This window comes from Methylocapsa sp. D3K7, assembly GCF_029855125.1.
Lineage (GTDB): Bacteria > Pseudomonadota > Alphaproteobacteria > Rhizobiales > Beijerinckiaceae > Methylocapsa.
This window is the reverse complement of sequence record NZ_CP123229.1, coordinates 3,555,192-3,567,877: the sequence shown is the minus strand read 5'-3', so window position 1 is coordinate 3,567,877 and position 12,686 is coordinate 3,555,192. Positions and strand designations below refer to the sequence as shown.

At 58.1% G+C, this 12,686-nt stretch carries 10 protein-coding genes; 5 read left to right on the top strand and 5 right to left on the bottom strand.

Annotation, left to right across the window (positions count from 1 at the left end):
• Together accD and QEV83_RS16760 are read left to right on the top strand one after the other, a co-directional pair.
• On the top strand, window positions 1-870 hold the full coding sequence (gene accD / locus QEV83_RS16765) for an acetyl-CoA carboxylase, carboxyltransferase subunit beta (RefSeq protein ID WP_280128811.1): 870 nt from the start codon (window positions 1-3) through the stop codon (window positions 868-870).
• Between the two features lie 21 nt (window positions 871-891).
• Window positions 892-2,202, top strand: a complete 1,311-nt coding sequence (locus QEV83_RS16760) for a folylpolyglutamate synthase/dihydrofolate synthase family protein (RefSeq protein WP_280128810.1) — start codon at window positions 892-894, stop codon at window positions 2,200-2,202.
• A 7-nt stretch (window positions 2,203-2,209) separates the two neighbouring features.
• On the opposite strand, the gene QEV83_RS16755 is transcribed toward QEV83_RS16760, so the two are convergent.
• The 4 genes from QEV83_RS16755 to guaB all read right to left on the bottom strand — a co-directional run bounded on the left by QEV83_RS16755 (window position 2,210) and on the right by guaB (window position 7,810).
• Entirely contained in the window at window positions 2,210-4,375 is a 2,166-nt protein-coding gene (locus QEV83_RS16755) for a malate synthase G (protein WP_280128809.1), read from the bottom strand.
• Window positions 4,376-4,514: 139 nt separating this feature from the next.
• Complete coding sequence (locus QEV83_RS16750) at window positions 4,515-5,822, bottom strand: RsmB/NOP family class I SAM-dependent RNA methyltransferase (RefSeq protein WP_280128808.1); 1,308 nt, start codon at window positions 5,820-5,822, stop codon at window positions 4,515-4,517.
• 13 nt (window positions 5,823-5,835) lie between these two features.
• Window positions 5,836-6,273: an MAPEG family protein gene (locus tag QEV83_RS16745; RefSeq protein WP_280128807.1), complete on the bottom strand. Its 438-nt coding sequence runs from the start codon at window positions 6,271-6,273 to the stop codon at window positions 5,836-5,838.
• A 37-nt stretch (window positions 6,274-6,310) separates the two neighbouring features.
• On the bottom strand, window positions 6,311-7,810 hold the full coding sequence (guaB, locus tag QEV83_RS16740; protein WP_280128806.1) for an IMP dehydrogenase: 1,500 nt from the start codon (window positions 7,808-7,810) through the stop codon (window positions 6,311-6,313).
• A gap of 387 nt (window positions 7,811-8,197) precedes the next feature.
• On the opposite strand from guaB, the gene QEV83_RS16735 reads away from it, so the two are divergent.
• Window positions 8,198-9,619, top strand: coding sequence for an MFS transporter (locus tag QEV83_RS16735; protein ID WP_280128805.1), 1,422 nt, complete (start codon window positions 8,198-8,200; stop codon window positions 9,617-9,619).
• 120 nt (window positions 9,620-9,739) lie between these two features.
• On the opposite strand, the gene QEV83_RS16730 is transcribed toward QEV83_RS16735, so the two are convergent.
• Window positions 9,740-10,447: an RlmE family RNA methyltransferase gene (locus tag QEV83_RS16730; RefSeq protein ID WP_280128804.1), complete on the bottom strand. Its 708-nt coding sequence runs from the start codon at window positions 10,445-10,447 to the stop codon at window positions 9,740-9,742.
• A gap of 559 nt (window positions 10,448-11,006) precedes the next feature.
• Here QEV83_RS16730 and QEV83_RS16725 point away from each other — a divergent pair.
• Entirely contained in the window at window positions 11,007-11,786 is a 780-nt protein-coding gene (locus tag QEV83_RS16725; RefSeq protein ID WP_280128803.1) for an AAA family ATPase, read from the top strand.
• A 57-nt stretch (window positions 11,787-11,843) separates the two neighbouring features.
• A protein-coding gene (locus QEV83_RS16720) for an IS5 family transposase (protein ID WP_280128802.1) occupies window positions 11,844-12,679 on the top strand; the annotation gives its coding sequence in 2 pieces (ribosomal slippage) (window positions 11,844-12,231 and window positions 12,231-12,679; 837 coding nt in all).
• The last annotated feature ends 7 nt before the right edge of the window (window positions 12,680-12,686 follow it).

Sequence of the window (12,686 nt, the reverse complement as noted above, 5' to 3'; positions counted from 1 at the left end):
ATGAACTGGATCTCAAATGTCGTTCCGCCGAAGGTCAGGTCGCTGCTGCGCCGGGAAACCCCGGAAAACCTGTGGGTCAAATGCCCGGAGAGCGGCGAACTCGTCTTTCACAAGGATCTCGAAGCCAATCTCTTCGTCGTGCCCGGCTCCGGCTATCACATGCGTCTCACTCCAAAGGCGAGACTCGACAATCTTTTCGACAATGCTGTGTATGAAGAGCTTGTGACCCCGGAAGTGCCGCTAGACCCGCTGAAATTCCGTGATGTGAAGCGCTACACCGACCGGCTGAAGGAATACCGCTTGAAAACCGGCGCGCCCGACGCGGTGAAGCTCGCGACAGGCAGATTGGAAAGCATGGAAGTCGTCGTCGCGGTGCAGGACTTCGATTTCCTTGGCGGCTCCCTGGGTATGGCAGCGGGCGAAGCCATCATCACGGGCATGACCGCCGCGGTCGACCGCCACGCACCTTTTATCATCTTCACTGCCTCGGGGGGCGCCCGGATGCAGGAGGGCATCTTTTCCCTGATGCAAATGCCACGCACGACAATCGCGGTGCAGCGTCTGCGTGAGGCCAAACTTCCCTATATCGTCGTCTTGACCAATCCGACGACCGGCGGTGTCACCGCCTCCTATGCCATGCTTGGCGATATCCATATCGCAGAGCCCGGTGCCGTGATCGGCTTCGCCGGTGCGAGGGTCATTGAGCAAACGATCAGGGAACGCCTGCCGGAAGGCTTTCAGCGTGCTGAATATCTCGAAGCGCATGGCATGATCGACATGGTGGTCAAAAGACAAGACATGCGCGCGACACTGGCCCGCATTTGCGCGCTGTTGACAAAAACTCAGCCGATCGAGCAAGCGGCCGCCTAAGGACCGCGAAACAAGGGCAACATGGATTCGCTCAACGCGCTCCTCTCACGCCTCTTCACGCTGCACCGGAACACGATCGAACTCTCGCTCGGCAGGATCGAGCGGCTGCTTGCCGCGCTCGGTTCGCCGGAGGCGCGCCTGCCGCCGGTCATTCACGTCGCCGGAACCAATGGCAAGGGTTCGACGATCGCGTTCATGCGCGCCATTCTCGAAGCCGCAGGCAAACGCGTCCATGTCTACACCTCGCCGCATCTGGTGCGTTTCCATGAACGGATCAGACTGGGGACGCACGGACGGCTCGTTGGAGATACGGAGCTTTTTGCCGCCCTGACCGCCTGTGAAACCGCCAATGCGGGCCAGCCAATCACATTCTTCGAAGTGACCACGGCCGCGGCATTCAAGCTTTTCAGCGAGCATCCGGCCGATTATTTGCTGCTCGAAACCGGCCTTGGCGGCCGATACGATGCCACCAATGTCATCGCGCGCCCGGCGGCCACGGTCATTACCCCGATCTCCATCGATCATCCCGAGTTCCTCGGTGCGACAGTCGATAAAATCGCGTATGAAAAGGCCGGCATCTTCAAAGCCGACACGCTCGCCATTCTGAGCACCCAGGAAGATGCCGCCCTTGCGGTGCTCGAGCGTGAAGCAAGGCGCGTGGGCGCGCCCGTGATCGCTGGCGGGCGGGACTACGATTCCCGCGAGGAAAATGGCCGGCTTGTGTTCGAGGATTCGCGTGGCCTTCTCGATCTGCCGCCACCGCATCTGATCGGCCGCCATCAGCATCAAAATGCCGCGACTGCGATTGCCGCGTTGCGCGCGATCGAGCCCCATCTCGCGGCATCAGCTTTCGAGGATGGTGTCATAGGTGCGCAGTGGCCAGCCCGCTTGCAAAATCTCGCGAAGGGCCATGTTGGGACAATCGCCCCCGAAGGCTCCGAAATCTGGCTCGACGGCGGCCACAATGAGGATGCCGGGCGCGTCCTGGCGCAATCGATGGCCGAACTCGAAGACAAGAGACAACGCCCTCTCGTCATCATCTGCGGCTCGCTCGCATCCAAGGACACAGGGGCGTTCCTGCGGGCCTTCAAGGGCCTTGCTCAAGAAGTTGTCGCCGTACCTGTCAATGCGGACCAATATGCAAAGCCCGCCGCCGAGGTTGCCGCCGCTGCCACCGCAAACGGAATTCCCGCGGCATCCTGCGGCAGCGTTAAAGCGGCGCTTGCCTATCTCGCCGCGCGCAACTGGCCGGCGCCTCCCCGCATCTTGATCGCAGGCAGTCTCTACCTCGCCGGAGAAGTGCTGGCACTCAACGGCACGCCGCCGAACTAGGTGCGAGTCAGGCGCTTGCCGCCTTCACCTCGCGGCGCCGCGCGTGGAGGATCCACTCCGTGTAGCCATTAGGCTGAGCGCGTCCATCGAAGATCAGCTCTTTCGCCGCTTGAAAAGCTTTGCCATCAAAGCTTGGGGCCATCGGCCGGTAAAGCGGATCACCGGCGTTTTGCCGGTCGACGACCGCCGCCATCCGTTGCAAGGTTTCGGTCACCTGCTCGCGCGTGACGATTCCATGGTGCAGCCAATTGGCGATGTGCTGGCTCGAAATGCGCAAGGTGGCCCGGTCCTCCATGAGGCCGACGTCATGAATGTCCGGCACTTTGGAACAGCCGACGCCCTGATCGATCCAGCGCACGACATAGCCCAGAATGCCCTGACAATTGTTGTCGAGTTCAGCTTGAATGTCGTCAGGCGCCCAGTTCACCCGGCAGGTTGGAATGGTGAGAAGGTCCGCGAGAGGCGCCCGCGTACGCCGGGCGAGGACTTTCCAGCGGCTTGCGACATCGACCTTATGATAATGCACCGCATGCAGGGTCGCCGCCGTCGGCGACGGCACCCAGGCGGTGTTCGCTCCGGCGAGCGGATGCACGATCTTCTGCGCGAGCATGTCGGCCATGCGATCGGGAGCGGCCCACATGCCTTTTCCGATTTGTGCCCGGCCCGGCAAGCCGCACGCTAGGCCAATATCGACGTTGGAGTTCTCATACGCCGCGATCCAGTCTGTGTTCTTCATATCGTTCTTGCGGACCATCGGCCCTGCTTCCATCGAGGTGTGAATTTCATCTCCCGTACGATCGAGGAAACCGGTATTAATGAAAAACACACGATCGGCCGCCGCCGCGATGCAGGCCTTGAGATTGACCGAGGTGCGCCGCTCCTCATCCATGATGCCAATCTTGATCGTGAAGCGGGGGAGGCCCAGCATGTCCTCGACGGCGGCGAACAGCGCATTGGCGAGTGCAACCTCGTCCGGACCGTGCATTTTCGGCTTCACGATGTAGATCGAACCGTGGCGGCTGTTGTGCGGTCCCGACGCGTGTTTGAGATCGTGGATCGCGATCAGCGTGGTGACCGCAGCATCCAGAATCGTTTCGGGAATCTGGTTGCCATCTTTGTCGAGCACCGCGTCGGTTTGCATATGATGGCCGACATTGCGCACCAGCAAAAGACTGCGCCCATGCAAGGTCATGGGGGCACCATCCCGGTTTACATAAGTGCGATCTTCATTAAGCCGGCGCTCAAACAGCAAGCCATTCTTTTCAAGGCTCGCTGTCAAACTCCCCTGCATCAGTCCAAGCCAATTGCGGTAGACGCCGATCTTGTCTTGCGCATCGACCGCCGACGCACTGTCCTCGAGATCGATGATGGTGCTGAGCGCGGCTTCAAGGATGACATCGGCGACGCCCGCCTTGTTTTCGGCCCCGACCAAACTGTTCTGGTCAATCTCGATCTCGATGTGCAGGCCATGATGACGCAACAAAATGACAAAGGAATCGGGCGATTTCTTTTTGTATCCCGCAAAGCGGCCCGGATGCCGCAAGCGCGTCTCGATGCCATTTTGAAGAATAGCGACAAGCTCGCCGCCTGCTGCCTTATAAGCGGTGACCTCTTTGTGGCTGCCCTTCGCGAGGGGAGCCACATCGTCGAGAAACGCGCGGACCCAGTCCACGACTTTGGCGCCGCGTATTTTGTTATAACCCTTGCCGCGCTCCGCTCCATCGGTTTCCGGAATGACGTCCGTGCCATAAAGCGCATCATAAAGGCTGCCCCAGCGCGCATTCGCGGCATTTAGGGCGTAACGGGCGTTCGAGGCTGGGACGACGAGTTGCGGCCCCGCGACCCGCGCCACCTCCAACACATTTTCGGTCCGGAGAACAAAATCGTGGGGCTCTGAAACGAGATAGCCGATCTCGCGAAGAAATTGTTCATAACCCGCCGGATCGAACGGCTGGCTCATGGTCTTGCGATGATACGCGTCGATTTTTTCCTGCAGCTCGTCACGAAACTTCAATTGGTCGCGAATGCGGGGCGCGAACGTACCGATAAGCCCTTCCAGCCCAGTCCAAAATTGATCGGCACCGATATCCGTTCCCGGCAAAACGTCATTGCTGATGAAATCGCGCAGAACCTGCGCAACGCGGATTTCGCCCAGTTTTTCATAAGCCGTCATGTTCGAACCGCCATCTCACTGTCTTGGCACCGATTACGCTGGCACGGCTTTGCTGGCGTGTCCCCGGATTGAAGGCATAAACGATGCCAAGCTCGGGCGCCCACTGACATCAAGCGCCAGCGTCGCTGCTCTGCAAAGGTTATTGGGCCGCGTGTGCGCCCCGCATCAGCATGGCCACAAAAAACCCATCGGTGCCACTCGTCAACGGCGTCAGACGAAGACCTAAACCAAGGCGCGATGCAAACCGTGCGAGTTCGGGAAGATGCGCCGTGGAAGCCAGTTCTTGCGCGGAAAGACATTGAAAATCCGGATGCTCGCGAAGAAAAGCCGCGATCCGGTCTTCGTTTTCCTCCCGCAGAATCGAACATGTCACATAAAGTATTCGCCCATGCGGCTTTGCGAAACGGACCGCCTCTTCGAGAGCCTCAACCTGCTCCGCGATCCGGATGGCGAGAGCGCCCGGCCGCATCCGCCATTTCGCGTCGGGGTTGCGCCGCCAAGTCCCCGTGCCGGTACAGGGCGCATCCACGAAAACGAGATCGCAGCGGCCTTCGAGAGAAGCGAGCACGTCGTGGCTGCCACGCGGAGCATGCAGCTGGACGTTGCGAACCCCGGCGCGTTCGAGCCGCGCCATGCTGCGCATGAGCCTTGAACCGTCGCGGTCGGCTGCGTGGATCTGGCCCTTGTTCTGCATCGCTGCCGCAAGCGCAAGAGTTTTGCCTCCAGCGCCCGCGCAAAGATCAAGCACCTGCTCGCCAGGTTTCGCCAGGGCAAGGAGAGCGGCAAGCTGCGAGCCTTCGTCCTGAATTTCGACAAGACCCTTGACATAGGCGGGCTCCGCCGAGAGTGACGGGCCACGGCCGTCCGGCATCAAAGGTATGCGCAGGCCAAGCGGCGACAGAAGCGTTGGCGTCGCGTGCAGATGCGCGAGACCCGTAAGCACTTTGTCTCGTCCGGCCTTCAGAGTGTTGACGCGCAGATCGACCGGCGCCCGCGTGGCGAGGGCGCTCATCTCGGCGATGGTATTCTCGCCGAAGACGGCAGTCAGGGATGGTTCCAACCATTGCGGAAAATCGCCCGCGACAAAACTGGGCGCGCCGTTCAGATCGCCCTTGGCGAGGCAATTGGTTTCCCTTTCATCAAGGGGAGGCGGTGCATGCGCCTCGCCCGAACAGAGCGACATCAGCGCATCGGCGTCCATGCCGCGCGCCCGGGCAAGCGAGCCGAGAACAACCGCGCGGGGCGTTTCGCTGCCCATGAGGAATGCGGCGGAGGCCCGGTTGCGCTCCGCGTCAAACACCAGCGAAGCGATCGCCGCGCGATCCTTGGAGCCCGCGAAGCGGTGCGACAGCCCCCAATCCTTCAGCGCGTCGGCGGCCGGTCGTTTGCGCGCATTGACGTCGTCCAAAACTTCAATCGCCGCTGAAATGCGAGCACCAGGCGTCATCGAATACCAACTCTCATAATGCTCCAATCGAGGAGCCAGCAAAAATCCGGACCGCAAAGAGGCCCCACATCAGCAGCAAAATAAGCGTTCCTGCGATATAGAACTGGCCGCGCAACGGCACATAGTTCGAGGTTGTGAAGACAATGGCATGCGCAATTCGCGTCGCGGCGAAAAGCCATTCCATGACAACAAAGGGAAGATCGGCCTTTTTGGTGATGATCGCCAGCACCACGAGGACATAGAACAGGACCGGGATCTCGAACTGATTTTCGAAGCAATTGCCAATTTGCTGGGCGCGGCCGGGCCAAGGATTTTGGCGCAGCGCGATGTCCCGCCAATTGACCGCGCGGCGCTTGAGAAGACCCGTGCGTTCCTTCGCCATCCAGAGAATAAGGAAAAACGTCAGCCCAACTTGAACGAAAAGCGGCAGCAGAATTGATTGCAGGCTCATATGGCCGTCATCCCAGCGAAAGTGTTCAGCCCTTGGCTCATGATTCACCGGTCGGGTAATTCGGGCTCTCACGGGTGATCGCCACGTCATGCACATGGCTTTCGCGCAGGCCCGCCGACGAGATTCGAACAAACTGCGCGCGTTCCTGAAATGTCGCGATGTCCGCTGCGCCGACATATCCCATCGCGGCGCGCACACCCCCCGCCAATTGATGCAGGATCACCGAAGCCGGACCGCGATAGGGGACCTGCCCTTCGACGCCCTCGGGCACAAGCTTTAATTGGTCGGTGGTATCCTGCTGGAAATAGCGGTCCGCCGAACCGCGCGCCATTGCGCTGACCGATCCCATGCCGCGATAGGATTTGAACGAACGGCCCTGATAAAGATACACTTCGCCAGGGCTCTCGTCGGTCCCCGCGAGCAGCGAACCGATCATGACGCAATCGGCGCCGGCCGCGATCGCTTTCGCGACATCGCCCGAATATTTGATGCCGCCGTCGGCGATAATGGGAACATTGGCGGCCCGCGCGGCCTTGGCACATTCCATGATAGCGGTCAGTTGCGGCACACCGACCCCCGCGACAATCCGCGTTGTGCAGATGGACCCCGGACCGATGCCAACCTTGATCGAGTCGGCACCCGCATCGATCAGCGCCTTGGCGCCGTCGGCGGTCGCCACATTGCCGGCGACGAGCGCCACCTTGTTGGAGGCAAGTTTCAACCGCGCGACCTGGTCGAGCACCGCCTGGGAGTGGCCATGCGCGGTGTCGATCACGATGCAATCGGCGCCTGCATCGATCAGCATGAGCGCCCGTTCGTACCCTGAATCGCCCACCGTCGAGGCGGCGGCGACCCTGAGCCTCCCCTCGCTGTCCTTGCAGGCGGCCGGATGCAAGGTCGCCTTCTCCATATCCTTGACGGTCACCAGCCCGACACAGCGAAAATCATCATCGACGACAATCAGTTTTTCAAGACGATGCTGGTGCAAGAGGCGGCGCGCCTCGTTCTCGCTCACCCCTTCCCGCACGGTGATGAGATTTTTGGTCATCAATTCGCTGACCGGCTGCAAGGGATTGTCGGCGAAGCGCACATCGCGATTGGTCAATATGCCGCAAAGCCGCGCCGGTTTGCCGCCCGGCCCGCGCTCAACCACGGGAATGCCCGAAATCCCGTGCCGCCGCATGAGGGCCAAAGCATCAGCGAGCGTTTCATCGGGAAAAATCGTGATCGGATCGACGACCATGCCGCTTTCGTAGCGCTTGACCTTGCGCACTTCTTCGGCCTGTTCGGCCGGACTGAGGTTCCGGTGAATGACGCCGATTCCTCCGGCCTCGGCAAGCGCGATGGCAAGCCGCGCCTCGGTGACCGTATCCATGGCCGAAGACACAATCGGAATGTTTAGGCTGATGGTGGACGTCAGTCGCGTTTTCAGTTCGGCCATGCCCGGCAGGATCTGGGAATGACCTGGCAACAGGAGCACGTCGTCAAATGTCAGGGCTTCGTTCAAAGGGGATCGTGTCACAAGTGTCAATGCCAACTCCGTGCTTAGCCTCGCGGCGATAGGTCCGCCTCCCGGCGCCGCAAGAGCCCGCGCCAGTCGCATGTTCGTGAAATCATGCGGTCTAGAGTTGCCTGGGGCTCATAGCACGCCCGGAGCGGAGCGCAAACACAGACCGGCCGTCATCGGGCAGTTCTCCAAAGGCTTGCCGCAGAGCTTTCGTGACGATTTCTGTCCAAATCACGTGAAATTGCGTGACGGGAACGGAAATTGCCTCAGTTTCATGAACCTAGAGGATATATGCATCGGAAAAGCCGGGTGTGACGAGACCTGCTCCGAGTCTTCCGGGTTGAATTGGCAAGGAATTGCCTCCAATTACACCTCGCCCCCTTTCCTTTTACAAAAATCCCTTGGGAGCCCGCAGCTTTGCCGTCCTATCTCATTTCGGCGCTCACCGTCGCTTGCGCCTTATTCATGGAAAATCTCGACTCGACCGTCATCGCGACATCGCTGCCCGCGATTGCGATCGACCTTCATGAAGATCCGATTTCCCTCAAACTTGCCCTGACCTCCTATCTCGTGTCGCTCGCGATTTTCATCCCGGCGAGCGGTTGGGTGGCCGACCGTTTTGGCGCCCGCAAAATCTTCCGGATCGCCATTCTTGTCTTCACCCTGGGCTCCATCCTGTGCGGCATGGCGTCGACCCTGCCGGGATTTATCGCCGCCCGTGTGGTCCAAGGTCTCGGCGGCGCGATGATGGTTCCGGTTGGACGGCTCGTGCTTTTGCGCTCCGTTGAACGCACCGAACTTGTCAACGCGCTCTCCTATCTGACGATCCCCGCGCTTCTGGGGCCGGTGGCGGGGCCGCTGCTCGGCGGCTTCATCACAACCTATTTTCACTGGCGCTGGATCTTCTGGATCAATGTGCCAATCGGCGCTGCCGGCATTGTCCTCGCGACCCTCTTCGTGGAAGACATCACGGGCGAAGGCACGTGGCCGCTCGACGTTAAGGGCTTCCTCCTCTGCGGCTCCGGGCTGGCTTTTTTGTTGTTCGGGCTTGGCGGCGCCGGGCGCGGCCTCCTCCCTTGGGAAGCCGCGGTCTTTCTTACCGCCTTGGGCGCTACTGCTTTGATCACCTATGTCTGGCACGCCCGCCGCACCGCGTTTCCGCTGATCGATCTCACCCTTCTCAAAATCAAAACCTTCCGCGCGAGTGTGATGGGAGGGTCTTTGTTCCGCATCGGAATTGGCTCGATCCCCTTTCTGCTGCCGCTCATGTTGCAAGCCGGTTTTGGCATGAACGCATTCCAATCGGGTTCGGTCACGTTCATCGCCTCGGTGGGGGCCATGGCCATGAAAGCCACGGCGGCGCCGATCCTGCGGCTGTTCGGCTTTCGCCGCGTGCTCGTCTATGACGCGATATTGACCGCCGCCTTGCTTGCTTGTTACGGCTTCTTCACACCTTCGACTCCAGTGGTTCTCATGATGGGGGTGCTGCTGACGTGCGGCTTCGTGCGCTCGCTCGAGTTCACCAGCCTCAATGCGATTGTCTTTGCCGACATCGACAATTCAAGAATGAGCCGGGCCGTCAGCTTCTCGTCCGCCGCCCAGCAATTGTCATTAAGTCTTGGCGTCACCGCCGGTGCTGGCGCGCTGCAAGGCTTTGCCCTGCTGAACCCGGGCGTCGCTGTTCTTTCGCCCGAAAATTTCAAATGGGCTTTTGTGACGATGGCGCTGGTCTCCCTGAGCGCGGCGCCCATCTTCTTCCGCCTCCCCTCGGAGGCCGGCGCGGAGCTGATTGCAAACCCCTCGGAACCCTCGGAGGCCATCGCGCCCGCTGGGCAATGAACGAGCCTCAGAGCATGTTCCGAAAAAGTTGATCGACTTTTTCGATCAGAACATGCTCCAGCTCTTTGATTTTGAGCGATTTCTTTCCGATCAGGTGATTCCACCTGATCGGAAAGCGCTCTAGCGTTTCGTGGGGCCTCTAAAGCCGGTCGCCAGCACATAAAGCTCGGCCGAACCGGCGCGGCTGGCCTGCGGCTTCACATGGCGCACGGCGGCGAATTCGCGCTTCAGCCGGGCGAGCAACTCGTGCTCGGTGCCGCCCTGGATCACCTTGGCGAGAAAGGCGCCGCCCTCGGCGAGAACCTCGCAGGCAAAATCGGCGGCAAGTTCGACGAGGCCGATGATGCGCAGTTGATCGGTTTTCTTGTGCCCAGTGGCATTCGCCGCCATGTCGGAGAGCACGACATCGGCCTTGCCGCCGAGCCATTCCATCAGCTGCTGCGGTGCATCCTCAGCCAGAAAATCCATGACCTTGAATTCGGCGCCCGGCATGGGATCGGTGTCGAGAAGATCGATGCCAATGACTCTGCCCTTGCCTTGCTCCGAGCCAACCTTGCCCACCGCCACCTGCGACCAGCCGCCGGGGGCCGCGCCCAGATCGACAACCCGCTGGCCGGGTTTCAAAAAATGATAGCGCTCGTCGATCTCGATCAGCTTATAAGCCGCCCGCGACCGGAACCCCTCCCGCTTGGCCTTCGCCACATAAGGATCATTCAGCTGCCGCTCAAGCCACAAGGTCGAGGACAGCGAGCGTTTGCGCGCAGTCTTCACCCGCGTCTTGAGCGAACGCCCGCCTTCGCGGCCGGAGGAGGATTTTGTATCGGTCACGGTGATATCCAAGAGCATGATCCATAAAGGTACGGACTTTTTGGGATCATGCGGCGAACCTAAAAAGAGGAAGCGCCAAACGGGAGCTTTATAATGCCATGCGGCGAAAGTCCCGCAAAGTTTTGGAGGAGGGACAGTTCAAAATTTCGGTTCGCTTTTTCGAAACTGGTAAGTAAAAGAATTTGCGTGATCGCCGTGCGAGCCTTTTGTCTGGTTGCTGGGACCAAAATGGGTCACGTGAAACAACTTGGACCGATTGATACTTTGCGCTAGAGAATTTTTGCAAGGCGCGGCGATGTATAAATCCGGCTTTTTGGCGGGATCGCGGCAACGAAATTAGATCTATGCTGGGAGCTTTGATTTATCGGTAATGCCGGCGCGTCCCTGAGAAATCCCTTAATTCGGCCAGCTGACCTGAATTATGAAGTCAAGTATCTATAACGCCGCGAGCAGCGAAGTTGTGGGCACCTCCTGATGTCGTATTACTTTACTATTACGAGCTTAAATTTTTACATATTATGCTTAACACACACAAGAAAATTTATCGGGGGACGTCTATATGCGGATAAAATCTATATCCACGAAGAATTACCGTACACTACAGGATTTGACCATAAATTTTTCGAACGGATACTGCACTATCTCTGGGCGAAATAACGCCGGAAAATCCTGTCTCATAAGGCTGTTATCGAAATTATTTGAAGAAGAATCATCCTTACCTTGGGCTATAAATCAGGGCGGCTTTGAATATAAACTAGAAAAGACACAATGGCTTAAGGATAAATTCCCAATAAATATCACTTATACACTTGAACTCACAAAACCTGAAGACCCAGCCCTAATTTCATTTATAGAAAAAATTGCAACCATAACAATTCCAAATGAGATTGTTGCATTAGTTATCTCTTATTCGATAACAGAATCAGACACTGTCGATGTAACTATGTCTGTTGACCAAAATAAAATAGACGAACAGGCCACGAAAGAGATAGACAAAAAACTAAAAGATTCAAATATTATGTTTCTATACAACTCTACGACTTCTCATGAGGCGCTATATTATGGCCACAGTCGTACTCGTTTGTTTTATGACTTTATGATGTCTGCGGACGAGAAAAGGGCTCTCAGTAACGCCCAAAAAACGATACAACAAAAGATGCGTAGATTGGCTAAAGATCATACACGTCGTTTAAGTAATATACTTGGCAGACTTGCCGAAAAATACGATGTGGAGGCATCAACACCTGAAGGTCTTGCGATGGGGCGCATGCCAATCAGTATAAATCTAAAAGATCAGAATGTTGATGTGCCCCTTAGTGTCCGTCCGGGAAGTAGTTGAATCGGATGAATCATTTGTGATTCATTGGCGGCTGCCTGATTCGATGAGAGGCCGCCAATGTGGACGTCCGAAAACCGCCCGAAATACAATCGTGACAAACTGCGCTATCCGAGCGATCTGACGGACGATGAGTGGTCGCACATCGAGCCGATTATTCCACCGGCCAAACGTGGCGGACGCAAGCGCTCTGTTGAGCCGCGGGAAATCGTGAACGGTCTCATGTATGTGCTGAGCACGGGATGCCAGTGGCGTTACGTTCCCAAAGATCTGCCGCCCAAGAGCACGCTGTTTGGTTATTTCGACCTTTGGAACTGGGACGGCACGCTGGATCGCATTCATCACGCGCTCTACGTGAAGTGTCGCGAAGCCATGGATCGTGAAGCGAGCCCGACGGCCTGCGTCATCGACAGCCAGAGCGTAAAGAGCGCGGAAAAAGGGGGCGCCGCATCGATCCGAGCGGCTATGATGCTGGCAAGAAGATCAAAGGCAAGAAGCGCCATATCCTCGTCGATACGCTAGGCCTGCTGCTGCATGCAGTGGTGCATCCCGCCGACATTCAAGATCGGGATGGTGGCGTGCTTGTTCTGTCGACCTTGTTCGGCTTGTATCCGTTTTTACAAAAGCTCTTTGCTGATGGCGGATATCAGGGCCCGGTCTTTCAAAAGGCGTCGGCCAAAATCCTGCCGCATATACAAATCGAAATCGTCAAACGCTCCGATCAGGCCAAAGGGTTTGAGCTTCTGCCGCGACGTTGGGTTGTCGAACGCACCTTCGCTTGGCTTAATCGTTGCCGCCGCTTGGCCAAAGACTTCGAAAATCTCACCCGAAACGCACTCGCTTTTCTCCGTCTCGCCTCAATTCGTCTCACGCTCAGAAAGCTTTGTCTGAATTGATGAACTT

Excerpts from the sequence above, each read along its gene's own strand:
- QEV83_RS16745 (WP_280128807.1), bottom strand. The coding sequence starts at position 6,273 with ATGAGCCTGCAATCAATTCTGCTGCCGCTTTTCGTTCAAGTTGGGCTG.
- QEV83_RS16755 (WP_280128809.1), bottom strand. The coding sequence starts at position 4,375 with ATGACGGCTTATGAAAAACTGGGCGAAATCCGCGTTGCGCAGGTTCTG.
- QEV83_RS16725 (WP_280128803.1), top strand. The coding sequence starts at position 11,007 with ATGCGGATAAAATCTATATCCACGAAGAATTACCGTACACTACAGGAT.
- accD (WP_280128811.1), top strand. The coding sequence starts at position 1 with ATGAACTGGATCTCAAATGTCGTTCCGCCGAAGGTCAGGTCGCTGCTG.
- QEV83_RS16760 (WP_280128810.1), top strand. The coding sequence starts at position 892 with ATGGATTCGCTCAACGCGCTCCTCTCACGCCTCTTCACGCTGCACCGG.
- QEV83_RS16750 (WP_280128808.1), bottom strand. The coding sequence starts at position 5,822 with ATGACGCCTGGTGCTCGCATTTCAGCGGCGATTGAAGTTTTGGACGAC.